The sequence below is a fragment of the Bacillus sp. 0909A genome (assembly GCF_036765115.1).
Taxonomy (GTDB): domain Bacteria; phylum Bacillota; class Bacilli; order Bacillales; family Bacillaceae; genus Bacillus; species Bacillus mojavensis.
In genome coordinates this window covers 144,340-162,520 of record NZ_JBAIZU010000003.1, presented here as the reverse complement: position 1 = coordinate 162,520, position 18,181 = coordinate 144,340, and the positions used below count along the sequence as shown (strand labels likewise).

Here is an 18,181-nt window from a genome sequence, read left to right as displayed (position 1 = left end):
GTTGACTTATTTGTCCGCAAAGCTTGTACTATACACCGGGGTATGGATATGTCAGGTTCAGCGTTCATCGGTGCTTTTTTGTTTGAAACGCCTTTTGCACTCGCAAGTCTCAGTGCTCTTTCGTTCCTTTATCTCTCTTTGTGAAAACATATACAGAAAGTGAGTGCAAGAACATTAAAAGCAGTATCGCTTTTTTAAACGCGCTGTCCTATGTACAGGCGTTTTTTTATTGCTGAAATCATTAGAAAATGCTTTCAATTTTGTGTCCAAATAGTGTACGATATTGGTAAACGCTTTAACTTCAGGTCATCAGATGATCAGATCATATATTGGGGATGAGAGAGGGGTTCATCATGAAAGTCTCACTTTTTGTCACTTGTCTTGTTGATATGTTTCAAACAAATGTCGGAAAAGCAACGGTTGAGCTGCTGGAGCGCCTTGGGTGTGAGGTTGATTTTCCGGAGGGGCAGATCTGCTGCGGCCAGCCGGCTTACAACAGCGGTTACGTAAATGACGCCAAAAAAGCAATGAAACGAATGATCGAAACGTTTCAGGAGTCAGATTATGTCGTCAGTCCATCCGGTTCCTGCACCACAATGTTCAGGGAGTATCCGCACCTGTTTAAAGATGATCCGAAATGGGCGGATAAAGCGCAGAAGCTGGCCGATAAAACGTATGAATTAACCGATTTTATCGTCAATGTCCTTGGGGTAGAGGATGTCGGCGCGACCCTTCATAAAAAAGCGACCTTACATACGTCATGCCATATGACAAGGCTGCTCGGCGTATCGGAGGAGCCGATGAAACTGCTGAGCCATGTGAAGGGGCTTGAATTCACGTCACTTCCGGGGAAACACAACTGCTGCGGATTCGGAGGAACATTCTCTGTCAAAATGGCGCAGATTTCTGAACAGATGGTTGATGAGAAAGTAGCATGTGTGGAGGATACGGGAGCAGAGGTGCTCATCGGCGCTGACTGCGGCTGTTTGATGAATATCGGAGGTCGGCTTGATCGTAAGGACAAGAATGTCAAAGTGATGCACATCGCCGAAGTGCTCAATAGCAGATAACACTTGATACAGAGGGGGAAAAGGATCATGGCGATGAAAATCGGTACTGACGCTTTTAAAGAGCGGGTATCACAGGGGATCGATAATGAATTTATGAGAGGCGCTGTCTCCGGTGCGCAGGAGCGTCTGCGGACGAGACGGCTGGAAGCGGCCGAAGAGCTAGGAAACTGGGAAGAATGGCGTTCGTTATCTGAGGAGATCAGACAGCATGTCCTTGAAAATCTTGATTTTTATTTGGAACAGCTAGCATCCAATGTATCAAACAGAGGAGGACACGTTTATTTTGCTGAAACAGCTGAAGAAGCTTCCTCTTATATCCGCAGCGTGATACAAAAGAAAAACGGCAAAAAAATCGTAAAGTCTAAATCTATGGTGACAGAAGAAATCAATCTGAATGAAGTGCTGGAGAAGGAGGGGTGCGAAGTCGTCGAAACCGACCTCGGCGAATATATTTTGCAGATTGATGATCACGACCCGCCGTCACATATTGTGGCGCCGGCTCTTCATAAAAATAAAGAGCAGATTCGCGATGTGTTTAAAGAAAGACTGGACTATAAACAGACAGAAAAACCGGAAGAGCTCGTCATGCATGCGCGCGGCATCCTGCGGCAAAAATTTCTGGAAGCTGACATCGGCATTACCGGCTGCAACTTTGCCATTGCCGACACGGGTTCAGTCAGCCTTGTAACCAATGAAGGAAACGGGCGTCTTGTCACGACATTGCCGAAAACACAAATCACTGTCATGGGAATGGAACGCATTGTCCCGTCATTTTCCGAATTTGAAGTGCTTGTCGGCATGCTGACAAGAAGCGCTGTCGGACAGCGGCTGACGAGTTATATTACGGCCTTAACCGGTCCAAAACTGGAAGACGAAATCGACGGCCCAGAGGAATTCCACCTTGTCATCGTGGATAACGGCCGGGCCAATATTCTGGGCACCGAATTTCAGTCTGTGCTGCAATGTATCCGCTGTGCGGCCTGTATCAATGTCTGCCCTGTGTACCGGCATGTCGGCGGACACTCATACGGCTCGATTTACTCGGGGCCGATCGGAGCTGTCTTATCGCCGCTGCTCGGCGGTTATGACGATTACAAGGAGCTGCCGTACGCGTCTACACTGTGCGCGGCTTGTTCAGAAGCCTGCCCGGTCAAAATTCCGCTTCATGAACTGCTTCTCAAGCATCGACAGAACATCGTCGAAAAAGAAGGCAGAGCGCCAATCAGTGAAAAGCTTGCGATGAAAGCGTTCGGTCTTGGGTCTTCCTCTTTGTCGCTCTATAAAATGGGCTCAAAATGGGCGCCTGCCGCCATGACGCCTTTTACAGAGGATGACAAAATTTCGAAAGGACCCGGCCCGCTAAAAGGCTGGACGCAAATCCGCGATTTCCCGGCACCGCATAAATCAAGATTCAGAGACTGGTTTACAGACAGAGAGACAGCTGAGCACACAAAGGAGGAGCAGTGATGACGAAGGGAACCATTCAGAATCAAGAAAGCTTTTTAAACCGGATCGCGTCACGCCTTGGCCGTGAAAGAAGAACAGGCGGCGTGGGCGTCCCTGAGTGGGCGCATCAGCCGCAATATAAAACATTTGAAGGGTATTCGCCCGATGATTTAGTCACGGTGCTCAAAAACCATTGTGTCAAAATCCATACTGAGCTGATTGAGACGGATTCAACCGGTCTGTACGATGCCTTGCGTGAACAAGTCAGCCGGTTTTCCGGAGGGCCTGTTATTATTCCGAAGGACCCCCGGTTTGAGGCTTACGGTTTAAAAAGCCTGCTCACCAAAGACTGGCCTGGTGAAGGAATGCAAGTCTGGGAATGGGATGCTGACAAAGGTGAAGAAAATATCAAAAAAGCGGAGCAAGCCAATGTGGGGATTACATTCAGTGAAATCACATTGGCCGAGTCGGGTACGGTTGTCCTTTATTCTTCAAAAGACATCGGCCGCTCTGTCAGCCTTCTGCCGACAACCTATATTGCCATTGTGCCAAAATCAAGCATCGTGCCGAGAATGACACAAGCCAGTGATATCATCCGGCAAAATATTGCTGACGGCATCACGGTTCCCTCATGCATTAACTACATTACAGGACCGAGCAACTCCGCCGACATCGAAATGGATTTGGTGGTCGGTGTTCACGGTCCGGTAAAAGCAGCTTATATTCTCGTATCTGACCGCTGATCCAGAAAGCCCGGCTACCTATGCCGGGCTTTCTGCTTGAAAAAACTTCATTTTCCAAAAATTTGGCCGATGAGAAGAGTATGACGTGAAAAGGAGGAAACGAAATGAAAAAATGGCTGATCATAGCTGTTTCACTAGCGATAGCAATCGTTCTGTTTATGTATACAAAAACAGAAGCAAAGGCGGCAGGTATGACATTAGGCTATACAACTGGAGATACGGCATCATACAATTCTCTTACGAAGTATCATAAATATATCAACTCTATTGCCACTGATACGTTTGCGTTTGATAAAAACGGACGTGTGATTGGCGATGTCCCGAGCAAGCAGCTTACATACGCGAAGAAACATAAAATCAAAACGTGGGCCGTCATTTCCAATTACAATGACGCTATTTATGATTTTGACGGAAACTTAGCGAATCGGGTCATGACTGACAAAACAGCGAGAAAACGATTCACTGACCAGCTTATTTCTTTAGCAAAAAAGCACCACTATTACGGAGTCAATATTGACTTTGAGGCAGTTAATCCGAAAGACCGTTCTGCATACTCAAGCTTCATTCAATATGTCTCACAAACTCTGAAAAAGAAACATATCAAAACAATGGTATCCGTTCCGGCCAAAAGCGCCGATAATAAAAACGATGACTGGAGCTGGCCGTATGATTATGCGAAAATCGGAAAATATGCGGACTATGTACAAGTCATGACTTACGACGAACACGGCATTTGGGGCGAACCTGGCTCAGTGGCAAGCACAAGCTGGATCAAGCGCTCGCTGCAGTTTTCTGTCAAAAAAATCAAAGCAAATAAAGTGATCATGGGGGTCCCTGCGTACGGCTATGATTGGGATCTGAAAGACGGGAGCGGCAGCTCAGCGAGGGAATGGAATGACATCAAGTCCCTCATTAAGAAGCAGAAAGCAAAGCCGGCATTCAATAAAAAAACAGGTTCTATGACGTTTTCTTACATTGACAAAAAGAAACATAAACATGTCGTTTGGTATGAAAATGAAAAAACAATCGAAACAAAAAGCCGCCTGGCGAAACAATATAAAATAGCCGGTGTCTCTGTCTACGCTTTAGGACACGAATCGGAATCCTTCTGGAAGGCCGTTCAAAAAGGGACAAAATAACAGTTTGTTTTTTCTCGCAAGTTATTGACAGAGAAAACAGAAGCACGTATATTATGTTAATATATTCAGAACGTAAAATTTGAGTTTTTCAGAAAACTAAAACACATAGAATGGGAGCAGTAAAAGAAAGGAATCAGTAACAGAGAGCTGCGGGGTGGTGCGACGCAGTCTGATTCTTCTTTGAACTCGCCCGGGAGTGGTAGAACGAAGCGGAATAGATTGAATATTCCTTATGTTTTAACGGCTAACCTTCGTTACAGGGTCAAAAAGCTGGATTCTTCTAGGAAGAATCAACAAGAGTGGTACCGCGGTCAGCCGAAGGCTCGTCGTCTCTTTATCTAGTATAGATAGGAGACGGCGGGCTTTTTTTGTTTTTGAAGACGAGAAGGAGAGGGAAAAAAGGATGGAAAAGGACAATCAGACGTTAAAACGCACGATGACATCCCGCCATATTATGATGATGGCGCTGGGCGGAGCAATCGGTGCAGGTTTATTTAAAGGAAGCAGCTCGGCAATCGATGTGGCAGGGCCATCGGTTATTATCGCATACCTGCTCGGCGGCATTATTTTGCTGTTTATTATGCAGGGGCTTGCAGAAATGGCTGTGCGGAACCGCAACGCGAGAACCTTCCGTGATCTTGTGCAGCAGGTGTTAGGAAATTACGCTGCATATTTCTTGGACTGGATCTACTGGAAAATGTGGGTGCTTAACATTGCAGCTGAAGCTGTTGTCGCTGCAATTTTTATTCAATATTGGCTGCCGGGCTGCCCGATCTGGGTGCTGGCATTAGCAATTTCTCTTGTTGTTACGATTGTGAACTTGCTTTCTGTAAAAATTTTCGCCGAAACGGAATATTGGCTGGCTATGATCAAGATTACCGTTATTATTATTTTTATTTTATTAGGATTGCTGCTCTTATTTGTTTCATTCGGTGATCATACAGCAGCCGGGTTTTCGAATTTGACAGAGCACGGCGGATTTTTCCCGCACGGCGGCACCGGGCTGATTACGGCGATGCTTGTCGTGATCTACTCTTACGGCGGTACAGAAATTATCGGAGTGACGCTTGCTGAAACAAAGAACCCGGAAAAGGTTGTCCCGAAAGCAGTCCGCAGCACATTAACACGGATTGTCGCGTTCTACCTGCTTCCGTTTTTCATCATTGTCAGTCTGATCCCGTGGAATCAAGTGAATTCTGTTCCTGAAAGTCCTTTTGTGATGGTCTTTAAAATGGTAGGCATTCCGGGGGCAGACCATATCATGAATGCAGTCATCCTGCTTGCCATCATTTCCTCTATGAATTCAGGTTTATACGGATCGTCCCGCATTTTGTATACACAGGCAACTGACGGAAGATTGCCGCGGATCTTTTCTAAGCTTTCATCGAAAAACGTCCCGATGTTTGCGATACTGATGTGCACTTCTTCTTTATATATTGGTGTATTGATTTCTCTGTTCGCCGGAAGCCAAACGTTTAATTATTTAATGGGATCATTGGGATATACCGTTTTATTCATTTGGCTGATCATCGGATTCGCTCATTTGAAATCGAGAAAAGGGCAAACAGAAACACCAGCCTATTATGTAAAATGGTTCCCGTACACCACATGGTTTGCGATTCTTGCGTTACTCGCCATTCTGATCGGGGTCATCATCACAACGTCAATTGTCATTACCAGCATTACTGCGGCGATCTACCTTTTGATTACAGTTGCATATTTGGTCAAAGGCCGCAAGCACCAGTAAATAAGAAACCCTCTTGTCACATCCGACAAGAGGGTTTTATTATTGTGAAGCCTTCTCATTTACACAGATCAACGCAGCTTTCTGTGCTTTTGATTTTGTATTCACGAGGCAGATGCTTGTGACAATCAGCAGCAGACCCGCCAAGAGGCTTAAGGTAAGCGGTTCATGCAGAAAAATGGAGCTGGCTACGATCGAAATGAGCGGAATCAAAAAGGTGTAGGACGCAACCTTGCTTGCTTCTCCAGAACCGACAAGCGTAAAAAAGACAAGCCATCCAAGCGCGATGACAAACACTGAGATGAACATTAGGCTGGCGACAAACGGGACTGTCCATTGGATCGCGGAAAAGCTCTCTGTCCAGAAGCCGGATACGAGCAAAAATACGCTGCCAATCGTCAGCTGTAAGGCGACCATCCAGATGGAATCGACGCGGCTGCCTGTTCTTTTCATAAATACTGTTCCGAATGCCCAGCTGAGCGCGGAACCTAGAGCCAGCAGAACCCCTATGACAGAAATATGCCCGCCAAAGCCCGCGGCACTGATGACAGCAACCCCGGCAAATCCGAGCACAAGCCCGATCACTTTCAACGTAAACATGGATTCGCCGAGCCACATCCAAGAAAAGACACCCATCAGCACCGGCTGAAAGAATACGATAGCGGAAAACAGACCAGCCGGAAGATAATTCAGCCCGATCGTTTGCAGTCCGTAGAATAACGTAATATTTAAAAGAGCAGAAACAAGATAAATCGGCCACGTCTCTTTAAAACGCAGTTTATGAATACGCGGCAGTGCAACAATCACTAATAAAAGCCCGCCGATCAGCGTCCGGATGCCCGCAAACAATAAAGGCGGCGAAAAGGCGAGCGCGGCTTTCGACAGCGGCCAATTGATGCCCCACATGATAACGAGAAAGGCGAGAAGGAGCGCTGTCCGCGTTTTTGATAGCTGTTTCACTTTTGATCACTCCTTGTAGATCATTTCTATCATATGATACGGTAGAACATAAGATAAATAAAATGAATCTTTTTTATGAGGAGCATAAGTGAAAAGTTATGACCATTACACAATTAAGAGTTTTCGTCAACGTAGCTGAAACGGGGAGTTTTACAAAAGCGGGACAGTTGCTGAACATGACACAGCCGGCTGTCAGCCATGCCATTTCTGCGATTGAAGCCGAGCTTGATGTGAAATTGATCATCCGTGACCGCCGAAACGGCCTGATGCTGACGGACACGGGAAAAAAGATCTTAGTCCATATCAGAGAAGTGTTAAAGGGAATCGAAAAAGTTGAGCAGGTCGCAGCGGCAGAAAAAGGGCTTGAGCTGGGAACGATTCATATCGGCACATTTCCAACCGCCTCCGCTTATTTTATGCCGAAGCTGATCAGCGAGTTTAAACAAAGGTATCCGAAATTGGAACTTATTTTGCATGAAGGAACCGTAGACGAAGTCAAGGAGTGGCTCCATACACGGATGATTGATGCCGGCATTCTTCTGTATCCGGCAGACAAGATGGAGTACATTCGGCTGAAAAAAGACAAAATGGTCGTCGTGCTGCGTGATGATCATCCGCTGTGCAGCCGCCCAGCCATTACGCTGAAAGATCTCGATTGTGAGCCGATGGTTGTCTGCGACGGCGGCTATGAATCCCCTTTTATCGATAAGTTCAAGCAAGCTGGTTCAACGCTGCACACTGCTTTCACTGTCTATAACGTTAACACCTCGATCAGCATGATCAAAGAAGGCTTGGGGCTGGCGATTTTATCAGAAATGTCGATGTCGGGGATGACGCTGCCGGAGCATGTGGTGACGAGGGATTTCGAACCGGAGGTGTATCGGGATGTGCAGCTAGCCGTTCCTTCATTACATGAGGCTTCTTTGGCCGCTAAGCTTTTCATTGAGATGGCACAGGAGCTTTTTGTGTAAAAATCAAATTGATGAACGTCTTTTTTATTGTTCGAATTTCATCGAATCAAATTCTTTTCATCCAAAACGCAGTTGTGTTATGGTGTGATAGAAGTCCTTTCGATAGAGACATAACAGCAAGAGGCTGTTTACTTATATCACAACTGCAAAGGAGAACAATATGTCTAACAACAACCAACGCAAAGAAACCTTGCTTTCTGTCTTGAATTTATCTCCTGTTGTTCAAGGGGGAACGATAGCAGAGTCATTCCGAAACAGCATGGACTTGGCGCGCCGTGCAGAGGAGTGGGGCTATCACAGATATTGGCTTGCAGAGCATCATAATATCGAAGGTGTCGCAAGCTCTGCCACCGCCGTATTGATCGGCCATATTGCCGGCGGCACAAAGAAAATCCGCGTCGGCTCCGGCGGCATTATGCTCCCGAACCACTCATCTCTTGTAATCGCTGAACAATTCGGCACACTGGAAACGCTGTATCCCGGACGGATTGATCTGGGGCTCGGACGTGCGCCGGGAACAGACCAATTGACTGCAAGGGCGCTCCGCAGAAACATCAGCAGCAGTGAAGATTTCCCAGAACAATTAGAGGAACTGCGCAATTATTTTAAACCGTCAGGAAATGTGCGCAATCAAGTCCGCGCCATTCCCGGAGAGGGCATAGATGTGCCGATTTGGCTGCTGGGCTCAAGCGACTTTAGTGCCCGTCTGGCAGGTGAGCTGGGCCTTCCGTTTGCATTCGCTGCTCATTTCTCACCGGCGAATACGGTTCCCGCTTTGGAGCTGTACCGCAATTCCTTTACGCCGTCAGAAGTGCTCAACGAACCGTATGCGATGGTCGGCGTAACGATTATCGCCGCAGATACAGACGAGAAAGCACAGCACCTGGCTACATCCCATTACCAGCGATTCCTTGATCTTGTCCGAGGTACGCCGAACCAGCTGAAGCCGCCAGTAGAAGACATGGATCAAATCTGGAGCCCATATGAAAAAGCAATGGTTCATCAACAGCTCAGTTCAACCATCGTCGGCGGTCCTGAAGAAGTGAAGGAAAAGCTTGAAGAATTTGTCAAAACAACTCAGGCCGATGAAATTATGGTCAACTCAGAAACCTTTGATCACGCTGACAGAATGCGTTCATTTGAAATCGTGGCTGACATTTGGAAAAACAGATAAAGGCCATAAAAAAGCAATGTAAAGGGGAAACCCATACATTGCTTTTTTATTCATTCAGCTTTCTTGCGGACTGACGGATGATCAGCTCAGGCTCAAAAATGACATCTTCCTGCTTAGGCCTTTTATGCTCCAAACAGTCAATAACATATTTTGCGGCAGCTTTACCCAGAACAGACTTCGGGTGCTTCACAGAGGTTAATTTCACCTCGGAAATTTGCGCGAAATGAGAGTCATCATACCCGACGATGGACATATCCTCAGGCACCTTGATATCCATCTCCCGAAGCATATCAATTACCTTCAGTGCAATTTCATCATTATAGCAAAGGATAGCAGTCGGCATGTTTTTGCTGTTTTTCTCCAGTGTCTCTTTTACTTTCTCCAGCAGCGTTGATTCCTTTTCCTCCGTCGTAAACGTCACAATCATATCCGGAGAAGGAAATAACTCACGCTCACGATGAGCCTGTATAAATCCGTTCATCCGTTTGACACCTTGTGTATCATCAGCTTTAAAAATACCCATCATGTGCGTATGGCCGAGAGAGAGCAGGTGCTCCGCAGCCATCATGCCGCCTTTCACATCATCTAGAGTAAAACTTGGTGCGGCAAGTTCGGCGTATGACGCATTAATCATCGCAAAAGGAATGCCGTTTTTCTCTAAATTGAGATAGTAGCCAATATTCGGCGTTTGCAGAGCGCTTTTGGTCGGTTCTACAATCAACCCGTCAATATGCTGTGACAGCAGGTTTTCTAATCCTCTGCGTTCATTGTCCGGATTGTTGTTTGTGCTTGTCAAAAGCATAGAATATCCCTGCTCGCTTAAATAAGACTCGATTCCCCTGATGATGCTTGGGAAAATATAGTCTGATATGTAGGTCGTCAGAACGCCGATGGTTTTATTGGAATGCAGCGCTGATTTAGCGGAGCGTGAAGCGACAAAGGTGCCCCCTCCTTGCACGCTGTATAGCAGCCCTTGCGAGACGAGGTCTCCAATGGCTTTACGAATGGTATGCCGGCTGACGCCAAATTGCTGCATTAACTCGTTTTCGGTAGGGATCTTTTGATCGGGCAGAATTTTGCCTTGATTAATCCATGAACTGATTTCTTCTTTTACTTGAGCATATTTTGGTAACATATCCATTCCTCCAAAATGTATACGGACAAATTTCAGTATATCACAGTGATCTATACAAGAAAACATTGACAGAAAATACAAACAGGATTATTCTATATTTGTACGTACTAATAAAGAATAAATTTCGTTAAAATTTTAAATAAGTACGTACAATTGTAATGAAAGATGTAAACGCTTTACTCAACTTTCGGGAGGGCAGAGAAATGAAGAACACTCCAACTCAATTAGAACCAAATGCTCCTGTAACAAGAAGCCATTCAATGGGATTTGTGATTTTGATATCATGCGCGGCGGGGCTTGGCGGTTTATTGTACGGCTATGACACTGCAGTTATTTCTGGTGCTATTGGTTTTCTCAAGGATTTATACAGCCTGAGTCCGTTCATGGAGGGGCTTGTCATTTCAAGCATTATGATTGGAGGAGTTGCGGGAGTCGGGATATCCGGGTTCTTAAGCGACTGGTTTGGGCGCAGAAAAATCTTAATGACAGCGGCCCTGTTATTTGCGGTATCAGCAGTTGTTTCTGCTGTTTCACAAGACGTGTCGACCTTAATCATTGCGAGGATTATCGGAGGTTTGGGGATCGGAATGGGTTCGTCATTATCCGTCACTTATATTACGGAAGCGGCGCCGCCCGCCATACGCGGAAGTTTATCTTCCTTATATCAGCTCTTTACGATACTGGGCATTTCCGCAACATACTTTATTAATCTCGCTGTCCAGCGCTCCGGAACATATGAATGGGGCGTGCAAACCGGCTGGAGATGGATGCTCGCTTACGGCATGGTGCCATCCGTTATCTTTTTCCTTGTCCTGCTGGTCGTGCCGGAAAGTCCAAGATGGCTGGCGAAAGCGGGCAGAACAAAAGAAGCGTTATCGATTCTGACACGTATTAATGGAGAAACTGTCGCAAAAGAAGAATTGAAGAACATTGAAAACTCTTTAAAAATAGAACAAATGGGCTCACTATCACAGCTCTTCAAACCAGGCCTCAGAAAAGCGCTTATTATTGGAATCCTGCTGGCGCTCTTTAATCAAGTGATCGGCATGAACGCCATCACCTACTACGGGCCGGAAATCTTTAAAATGATGGGATTCGGACAAAATGCCGGATTTGTGACAACCTGTATTGTCGGTGTAGTGGAGGTCATTTTTACTGTCATCGCGGTTTTATTGATTGATAAAGTTGGGCGCAAAAAACTGATGTCCATCGGTTCAGCTTTTATGGCGATTTTCATGATCTTAATCGGAACGTCGTTTTATTTTCAGTTAACAAGCGGATTTATGCTGATCTTCTTTATATTAGGTTTTGTCGCCGCGTTCTGTGTATCGGTCGGACCGATCACATGGATTATGATTTCTGAAATCTTCCCGAACCATCTGCGGGCGAGAGCCGCAGGGATCGCCACCATCTTTTTATGGGGAGCAAACTGGGCGATCGGGCAGTTTGTGCCGATGATGATCAGCTCGTTCGGACTGGCCTACACGTTCTGGATCTTTGCAGTCATTAACATTCTCTGCTTCCTGTTTGTCGTTACAATCTGTCCGGAAACGAAGAATAAATCGCTCGAAGAGATTGAAAAGCTTTGGATAAAATGAAAACGCTTTAAAAAATGAAGCCCTTTCGATGGAGAGGGCTCTTTTATTTTGTGCGCACCATTAAAGGTTTGCTGTATAAGATAGAAATATAAAGGAAAAAATAATGAATAAGAAACGCAGCTGCGTGAAAACTGCGCGAATATTGTCGATGAATTGGCTCTTAACAGTTGAATAAACATTTCCACCCTGTTAAAATAATTAAAGAAAGCAGAAATGATTTTTTTTGGCTATGATGGGACGTTTTTTGTCATAGCGGGACGTTTGATGTCCAGCAAAAAAAGGAAGGAACGTTTGAGTCATGAACCAGTTAATACAAGCTCAAAAAAAATTATTGCCCGATCTTCTGCTCGTTATGCAAAAGAGGTTCGAAATCTTGCAGTATATCAGGCTGACAGAACCCATCGGCCGCAGAAGCCTCTCTGCCAGTCTCGAAATCAGCGAGCGTGTGCTGAGAGGCGAGGTTCAGTTTTTAAAGGAACAGAATCTTGTCGATATTAAAACAAATGGCATGACGCTGACAGAAGAAGGTTATGAACTGCTTTCCGTTTTAGAAGATACGATGAAAGATGTTTTAGGTTTGACGCTTTTGGAAAAGACATTAAAAGAACGATTAAATCTAAAGGATGTCATTATCGTATCCGGAGACAGCGACCAATCCCCATGGGTCAAGAAAGAAATGGGAAGAGCGGCTGTCGCATGTATGAAAAAAAGATTTTCAGGCAAAAATATCGTCGCTGTGACCGGCGGTACGACAATTGAAGCTGTCGCCGAGATGATGACGCCGGATTCTAAAAACCGCGAGCTTTTGTTTGTGCCTGCAAGAGGCGGTTTAGGCGAAGACGTAAAAAACCAGGCGAACACCATATGCGCGCATATGGCGGAAAAGGCTTCAGGCACTTACCGGCTTTTGTTTGTTCCGGGACAGCTGTCACAAGGCGCCTATTCATCTATTATTGAAGAACCTTCTGTCAAAGAGGTGCTGAACACGATTAAATCAGCGAGTATGCTGGTTCACGGAATCGGCGAAGCTAAAACTATGGCTGAGCGGAGAAACACACCTTTAGAAGACTTAAAGAAAATAGATGATAAAGACGCGGTGACAGAAGCGTTCGGCTACTACTTTAACGCGGACGGCGAAGTGGTCCACAAAGTGCATTCTGTCGGAATGCAGCTGGATGACATAGACGCCATTCCCGATATTATAGCGGTAGCCGGCGGAGCATCAAAAGCCGGGGCGATCGAGGCTTACTTTAAAAAGCCGCGCAACACGGTTCTCGTCACTGACGAAGGAGCCGCAAAGAAGTTATTAAGGGATGAATAATCCCTCAATATAAATATCTCTCACTTATTTAAAGGAGGAAACAATCATGGCAGTAAAAGTCGGTATTAACGGTTTTGGTCGTATTGGACGTAACGTATTCCGCGCAGCATTAAACAATCCTGAAGTTGAGGTAGTAGCGGTTAACGATTTAACAGATGCTAACATGCTCGCTCACCTTTTACAATATGATTCTGTACACGGAAAATTAGACGCTGAGGTTTCAGTTGACGGTAACAACCTTGTTGTTAACGGTAAAACAATTGAAGTTTCTGCAGAACGCGATCCTGCTAAACTTAGCTGGGGTAAACAAGGCGTTGAAATCGTAGTTGAATCTACTGGTTTCTTCACAAAACGCGCAGACGCTGCGAAACACTTAGAAGCTGGCGCGAAAAAAGTAATCATCTCTGCTCCTGCTAACGAAGAAGATATCACAATCGTTATGGGTGTTAACGAAGATAAATACGATGCGGCTAACCACGACGTTATCTCTAACGCATCTTGCACAACAAACTGCCTTGCGCCGTTTGCAAAAGTACTTAACGACAAATTCGGCATCAAACGCGGTATGATGACAACAGTTCACTCTTACACAAACGATCAGCAAATTCTTGATCTTCCGCACAAAGACTACCGTCGTGCGCGTGCAGCAGCTGAAAACATCATCCCAACTTCAACTGGTGCTGCTAAAGCAGTTTCTCTAGTTCTTCCTGAACTAAAAGGCAAACTGAACGGCGGAGCAATGCGTGTTCCAACTCCAAACGTTTCTTTAGTTGACTTGGTTGCTGAACTGAACCAAGAAGTAACAGCTGAAGATGTAAATGCAGCTCTTAAAGAAGCAGCTGAAGGAGATCTTAAAGGAATCCTTGGCTACAGCGAAGAGCCATTAGTTTCTGGCGACTACAACGGAAACAAAAATTCTTCTACAATCGATGCTCTTTCTACAATGGTTATGGAAGGCAGCATGGTAAAAGTAATCTCTTGGTACGATAACGAAAGCGGCTACTCTAACCGCGTTGTTGACCTTGCAGCTTACATCGCTAAAAAAGGTCTTTAATTCATAGCTGAAAAAAGGACCTTACTTGGTTCTTTTGAATAGAAGCGCTATAATGAAAGCGGACAAGGGAAGGGGACGGACTCCCTTTCCCTTTTTCCATGAAGACCGGCTTTCAGAAAACGTTCTGTGAAAGAGAAGCATCTGCGCTTTGCAGCTTTCCGGCGCCTTCGCCTGTGGCCACTGCCCTGGCTTCAGGCGATCTGCCCTGTGCCGAAAAGTATGCGATCTGCCCTCGCGGAGTGTTCGCTTGATCAGACGGTTTCACGTTTTTCGTGCTGCATGCAAACCATTTTGAAGGAGGATCTCCTAAAGCATGAATAAGAAAACTCTCAAAGACATCGACGTAAAAGGCAAAGTTGTATTCTGCCGCGTTGACTTTAACGTTCCAATGAAAGACGGGGAAGTAACAGACGATACACGTATCCGTGCTGCACTTCCGACAATCAAACACCTTGCAGACCAAGGCGCGAAAGTCCTTCTTGCGAGCCACTTAGGCCGCCCGAAAGGCGAAGTCGTTGAGGAGCTTCGTTTAACTCCTGTTGCTGCACGCCTCGGCGAACTGCTTGGCAAAGAAGTGAAAAAAGCGGATGAAGCATACGGTGATGCTGTAAAATCACAAATTTCCGACATGAAGGACGGAGACGTTCTTGTATTGGAAAACGTACGTTTCTATCCTGGTGAAGAGAAAAATGATCCTGAGCTTGCAAAAGCATTTGCTGAGATTGCAGATGTATATGTGAATGACGCATTCGGTGCTGCCCACCGTGCCCATGCATCTACAGCTGGAATTGCCGAGCATCTGCCAGCGGTTGCAGGTTTCTTAATGGAAAAAGAGCTTGACGTACTCGGAAAAGCAATTTCAAACCCTGATCGTCCGTTCACTGCCATTATCGGCGGAGCGAAAGTAAAAGATAAAATCGGCGTCATCGAAAGTCTTCTTGATAAGGTAGACAACCTGATCATCGGCGGCGGTCTTGCTTACACATTCGTTAAAGCGCTTGGTTATGAGGTTGGTAAATCTCTGCTTGAAGAAGATAAAATCGAGCTTGCGAAAACATTTATGGATCGCGCGAAAGAAAAAGGCGTTAACTTCTACATGCCTGAAGATGTACTCGTTGCAGATGATTTCTCTAACGATGCAAACGTAAAAATTGTGCCGATCTCTGAAATCCCTAGTGATTTAGAAGCGATTGACATTGGTACGAAAACACGCGAAACGTATGCTGATGTCATCAAAAACAGCAAACTTGTCGTGTGGAACGGACCGATGGGCGTATTCGAAATCGATTTGTTCGCTCAAGGAACAAAAGCGGTTGCGGAAGCATTGGCAGAGGCGAAAGATACATACTCTGTCATCGGCGGAGGAGACTCTGCAGCAGCGGTTGAAAAATTCGGCCTAGCTGACAAAATGAGCCACATCTCAACAGGAGGCGGCGCATCCCTTGAGTTCATGGAAGGCAAAGAGCTTCCAGGGGTAGCTGCACTGAACGATAAATAATTTTAAAACTGCTATAAGGAAGTGGAACAGATGAGAAAACCAATTATAGCCGGTAACTGGAAAATGAACAAAACACTCGGCGAGGCAGTCAGCTTCGTTGAAGAAGTGAAATCTTCCATTCCAGCAGCAGACAAAGCGGAAGCTGTTGTTTGCGCGCCAGCGCTTTTCTTAGAAAAGCTGACTTCTGCTGTGAAAGGCACTGACCTTAAAGTCGGCGCTCAAAACATGCACTTTGAAGAAAGCGGCGCGTTCACAGGCGAAATCAGCCCGGTTGCTCTGAAAGACCTTGGCGTTGACTACTGCGTCATCGGCCACTCTGAGCGCCGTGAAATGTTCGCTGAAACTGATGAAACAGTTAACAAAAAAGCACATGCTGCTTTCAAACACGGCATTGTGCCGATCATCTGTGTTGGTGAACCGCTTGAAGAGCGTGAAGCCGGCAAAACAAATGATCTTGTGGCTGACCAAGTGAAAAAAGGCCTAGCGGGTCTTTCTGAAGAACAAGTTGCAGCTTCTGTTATTGCTTATGAGCCAATCTGGGCAATCGGAACAGGCAAATCTTCTACATCTAAAGATGCGAACGATGTGTGTGCGCATATCCGTAAAACCGTCGCTGAAAGCTTCGGCCAAGAAGCGGCAGACAAGCTTCGCATTCAATATGGCGGAAGCGTAAAGCCTGCAAACATTAAAGAATATATGGCAGAGTCCGATATTGACGGTGCTTTGGTCGGCGGCGCGAGCCTTGAGCCACAGTCATTCGTTCAATTATTGGAGGAAGGTCAATATGAGTAAAAAACCAGCTGCACTCATCATTCTTGATGGGTTCGGATTACGAAACGAAACAGTAGGGAACGCAGTCGCTTTGGCGAAAAAACCGAATTTTGACCGCTATTGGAATCAGTATCCTCATCAGACACTGACTGCTTCAGGCGAGGCTGTAGGTCTTCCTGACGGACAGATGGGGAACTCCGAAGTAGGGCACTTAAATATCGGTGCGGGCCGTATTGTGTATCAAAGCTTAACACGCGTAAATGTTGCCATTCGCGAGGGAGAGTTCGAACAAAATCAAACATTCCTGGACGCGATCAGCAACGCGAAAGAAAACAACAAAGCCCTGCATCTGTTCGGTCTTTTATCAGACGGCGGTGTGCACAGCCATATCAATCATTTATTCGCGCTGTTAAAGCTTGCGAAAAAAGAAGGGCTGACAAAGGTATATATCCATGGCTTCCTTGACGGCCGTGATGTAGGTCCGCAAACTGCGAAAACGTACATCAACCAGCTGAACGAACAAATCAAGGAAATCGGTGTCGGAGAAATCGCCAGCATTTCCGGACGCTACTACTCAATGGACCGCGATAAACGCTGGGACCGTGTAGAAAAAGCGTACCGTGCAATGGCATACGGCGAAGGCCCGACTTACCGCAGCGCATTGGATGTTGTTGATGATTCATATGCGAATGGTATTCACGATGAATTCGTTATTCCATCTGTCATCACAAAAGAAAACGGTGAGCCTGTTGCGAAAATCCAAGACGGCGATTCTGTGATTTTCTATAATTTCAGACCGGACCGCGCCATCCAGATTTCCAACACGTTCACGAACAAAGACTTCCGCGATTTCGACCGCGGCGAGAATTATCCGAAAAACCTGCATTTCGTCTGCCTGACTCACTTCAGTGAAACAGTTGACGGCTATGTGGCGTTTAAACCGATAAATCTTGATAATACAGTCGGAGAAGTATTATCTCAGCAAGGATTAAAACAGCTTCGAATTGCAGAAACTGAAAAGTATCCGCACGTCACGTTCTTTATGAGCGGCGGCCGTGAAGCTGAATTCCCGGGTGAAGAGCGTATTCTCATCAACTCGCCGAAAGTCGCAACATACGACTTGAAGCCTGAAATGAGTGCGTATGAAGTGAAGGACGCGCTTGTCAAAGAAATCGAAGCTGACAAGCATGACGCGATTATCCTTAACTTCGCAAACCCAGACATGGTCGGCCACTCCGGAATGGTTGAACCTACAATTAAAGCAATTGAAGCAGTGGACGAATGCTTAGGCGAAGTCGTTGACGCGATTCTCGCTAAAGGCGGACACGCCATCATTACCGCTGATCACGGTAATGCTGATATTCTGATCACAGAATCAGGCGAACCGCACACTGCACATACAACAAATCCAGTCCCTGTAATTGTAACGAAAGAAGGCATCACGCTGCGTGAAGGCGGAATCCTAGGCGACCTTGCACCAACGTTATTAGACCTTCTCGGTGTTGAAAAACCGAAAGAAATGACTGGAACATCTTTAATTCAAAAATAAGCTGAAAA

The 18,181-nt window shown here is 45.9% G+C and carries 15 protein-coding genes and 1 other annotated feature; of the genes, 13 read left to right on the top strand and 2 right to left on the bottom strand.

Going from position 1 to position 18,181, the window contains the following annotated elements:
• Positions 1–353: 353 nt before the first annotated feature.
• The 5 genes from lutA to V6D42_RS11045 all read left to right on the top strand — a co-directional run bounded on the left by lutA (position 354) and on the right by V6D42_RS11045 (position 6,145).
• Positions 354–1,070 carry a lactate utilization iron-sulfur protein LutA gene (gene lutA, locus V6D42_RS11065; RefSeq protein WP_213417999.1) on the top strand — a complete coding sequence of 239 codons (717 nt, stop codon included), beginning with the start codon at positions 354–356 and terminating at the stop codon, positions 1,068–1,070.
• Between the two features lie 27 nt (positions 1,071–1,097).
• Positions 1,098–2,537, top strand: a complete 1,440-nt coding sequence (gene lutB, locus V6D42_RS11060; RefSeq protein ID WP_333513251.1) for a lactate utilization iron-sulfur protein LutB — start codon at positions 1,098–1,100, stop codon at positions 2,535–2,537.
• The gene (gene lutC / locus V6D42_RS11055; protein WP_333513250.1) at positions 2,537–3,259 is read left to right on the top strand and encodes a lactate utilization protein LutC; all 723 of its coding nucleotides are present in this window, start codon (positions 2,537–2,539) and stop codon (positions 3,257–3,259) included. The genes lutB and lutC overlap by 1 nt, the downstream gene beginning before the upstream one ends.
• Positions 3,260–3,363: 104 nt before the next feature.
• Positions 3,364–4,398, top strand: coding sequence for a glycosyl hydrolase family 18 protein (locus V6D42_RS11050; protein WP_333513249.1), 1,035 nt, complete (start codon positions 3,364–3,366; stop codon positions 4,396–4,398).
• A gap of 97 nt (positions 4,399–4,495) precedes the next feature.
• Positions 4,496–4,735, top strand: a binding site (T-box leader).
• A gap of 66 nt (positions 4,736–4,801) precedes the next feature.
• Positions 4,802–6,145: an amino acid permease gene (locus tag V6D42_RS11045; protein ID WP_333513248.1), complete on the top strand. Its 1,344-nt coding sequence runs from the start codon at positions 4,802–4,804 to the stop codon at positions 6,143–6,145.
• A 39-nt stretch (positions 6,146–6,184) separates the two neighbouring features.
• Here the strand turns inward: V6D42_RS11045 and V6D42_RS11040 are convergent, their stop codons facing one another.
• Positions 6,185–7,102, bottom strand: a complete 918-nt coding sequence (locus tag V6D42_RS11040; protein WP_333513247.1) for a DMT family transporter — start codon at positions 7,100–7,102, stop codon at positions 6,185–6,187.
• Between the two features lie 98 nt (positions 7,103–7,200).
• Here V6D42_RS11040 and V6D42_RS11035 point away from each other — a divergent pair, with 98 nt between their 5' ends.
• The gene (locus V6D42_RS11035) at positions 7,201–8,073 is read left to right on the top strand and encodes a LysR family transcriptional regulator (protein WP_333513246.1); all 873 of its coding nucleotides are present in this window, start codon (positions 7,201–7,203) and stop codon (positions 8,071–8,073) included.
• A 160-nt stretch (positions 8,074–8,233) separates the two neighbouring features.
• Entirely contained in the window at positions 8,234–9,247 is a 1,014-nt protein-coding gene (locus V6D42_RS11030; protein WP_333513245.1) for an LLM class flavin-dependent oxidoreductase, read from the top strand.
• A 46-nt stretch (positions 9,248–9,293) separates the two neighbouring features.
• Here V6D42_RS11030 and araR read toward each other — a convergent pair whose 3' ends face one another.
• On the bottom strand, positions 9,294–10,382 hold the full coding sequence (gene araR / locus V6D42_RS11025; protein ID WP_333513244.1) for an arabinose utilization transcriptional regulator AraR: 1,089 nt from the start codon (positions 10,380–10,382) through the stop codon (positions 9,294–9,296).
• A 203-nt stretch (positions 10,383–10,585) separates the two neighbouring features.
• Between araR and araE the strand changes: the two genes are divergently transcribed.
• The 6 genes from araE (at position 10,586) to gpmI (ending at position 18,173) form a co-directional block, all read left to right on the top strand.
• The gene (gene araE, locus V6D42_RS11020) at positions 10,586–11,980 is read left to right on the top strand and encodes an arabinose-proton symporter AraE (RefSeq protein ID WP_010331918.1); all 1,395 of its coding nucleotides are present in this window, start codon (positions 10,586–10,588) and stop codon (positions 11,978–11,980) included.
• Positions 11,981–12,278: 298 nt separating this feature from the next.
• On the top strand, positions 12,279–13,301 hold the full coding sequence (gene cggR, locus V6D42_RS11015; protein WP_333513243.1) for a gapA transcriptional regulator CggR: 1,023 nt from the start codon (positions 12,279–12,281) through the stop codon (positions 13,299–13,301).
• Positions 13,302–13,347: 46 nt separating this feature from the next.
• Complete coding sequence (gene gap / locus V6D42_RS11010; protein ID WP_010331916.1) at positions 13,348–14,355, top strand: type I glyceraldehyde-3-phosphate dehydrogenase; 1,008 nt, start codon at positions 13,348–13,350, stop codon at positions 14,353–14,355.
• 313 nt (positions 14,356–14,668) lie between these two features.
• On the top strand, positions 14,669–15,853 hold the full coding sequence (locus tag V6D42_RS11005) for a phosphoglycerate kinase (protein WP_010331915.1): 1,185 nt from the start codon (positions 14,669–14,671) through the stop codon (positions 15,851–15,853).
• Between the two features lie 30 nt (positions 15,854–15,883).
• The gene (gene tpiA, locus V6D42_RS11000; protein ID WP_333513242.1) at positions 15,884–16,645 is read left to right on the top strand and encodes a triose-phosphate isomerase; all 762 of its coding nucleotides are present in this window, start codon (positions 15,884–15,886) and stop codon (positions 16,643–16,645) included.
• A complete protein-coding gene (gene gpmI / locus V6D42_RS10995) occupies positions 16,638–18,173 on the top strand; it encodes a 2,3-bisphosphoglycerate-independent phosphoglycerate mutase (RefSeq protein WP_229149238.1) in 1,536 nt (511 codons plus the stop codon). Before tpiA ends, gpmI begins: the two co-directional genes overlap by 8 nt.
• The last annotated feature ends 8 nt before the right edge of the window (positions 18,174–18,181 follow it).

Bases quoted from the DNA above. Each gene is read 5' to 3' on its own strand.
- lutA (WP_213417999.1), top strand. From the start codon at position 354: ATGAAAGTCTCACTTTTTGTCACTTGTCTTGTTGATATGTTTCAAACA.
- lutB (WP_333513251.1), top strand. From the start codon at position 1,098: ATGGCGATGAAAATCGGTACTGACGCTTTTAAAGAGCGGGTATCACAG.
- lutC (WP_333513250.1), top strand. From the start codon at position 2,537: ATGACGAAGGGAACCATTCAGAATCAAGAAAGCTTTTTAAACCGGATC.
- V6D42_RS11050 (WP_333513249.1), top strand. From the start codon at position 3,364: ATGAAAAAATGGCTGATCATAGCTGTTTCACTAGCGATAGCAATCGTT.
- V6D42_RS11045 (WP_333513248.1), top strand. From the start codon at position 4,802: ATGGAAAAGGACAATCAGACGTTAAAACGCACGATGACATCCCGCCAT.
- V6D42_RS11035 (WP_333513246.1), top strand. From the start codon at position 7,201: ATGACCATTACACAATTAAGAGTTTTCGTCAACGTAGCTGAAACGGGG.
- V6D42_RS11030 (WP_333513245.1), top strand. From the start codon at position 8,234: ATGTCTAACAACAACCAACGCAAAGAAACCTTGCTTTCTGTCTTGAAT.
- araR (WP_333513244.1), bottom strand. From the start codon at position 10,382: ATGTTACCAAAATATGCTCAAGTAAAAGAAGAAATCAGTTCATGGATT.
- araE (WP_010331918.1), top strand. From the start codon at position 10,586: ATGAAGAACACTCCAACTCAATTAGAACCAAATGCTCCTGTAACAAGA.
- cggR (WP_333513243.1), top strand. From the start codon at position 12,279: ATGAACCAGTTAATACAAGCTCAAAAAAAATTATTGCCCGATCTTCTG.
- gap (WP_010331916.1), top strand. From the start codon at position 13,348: ATGGCAGTAAAAGTCGGTATTAACGGTTTTGGTCGTATTGGACGTAAC.
- V6D42_RS11005 (WP_010331915.1), top strand. From the start codon at position 14,669: ATGAATAAGAAAACTCTCAAAGACATCGACGTAAAAGGCAAAGTTGTA.
- tpiA (WP_333513242.1), top strand. From the start codon at position 15,884: ATGAGAAAACCAATTATAGCCGGTAACTGGAAAATGAACAAAACACTC.
- gpmI (WP_229149238.1), top strand. From the start codon at position 16,638: ATGAGTAAAAAACCAGCTGCACTCATCATTCTTGATGGGTTCGGATTA.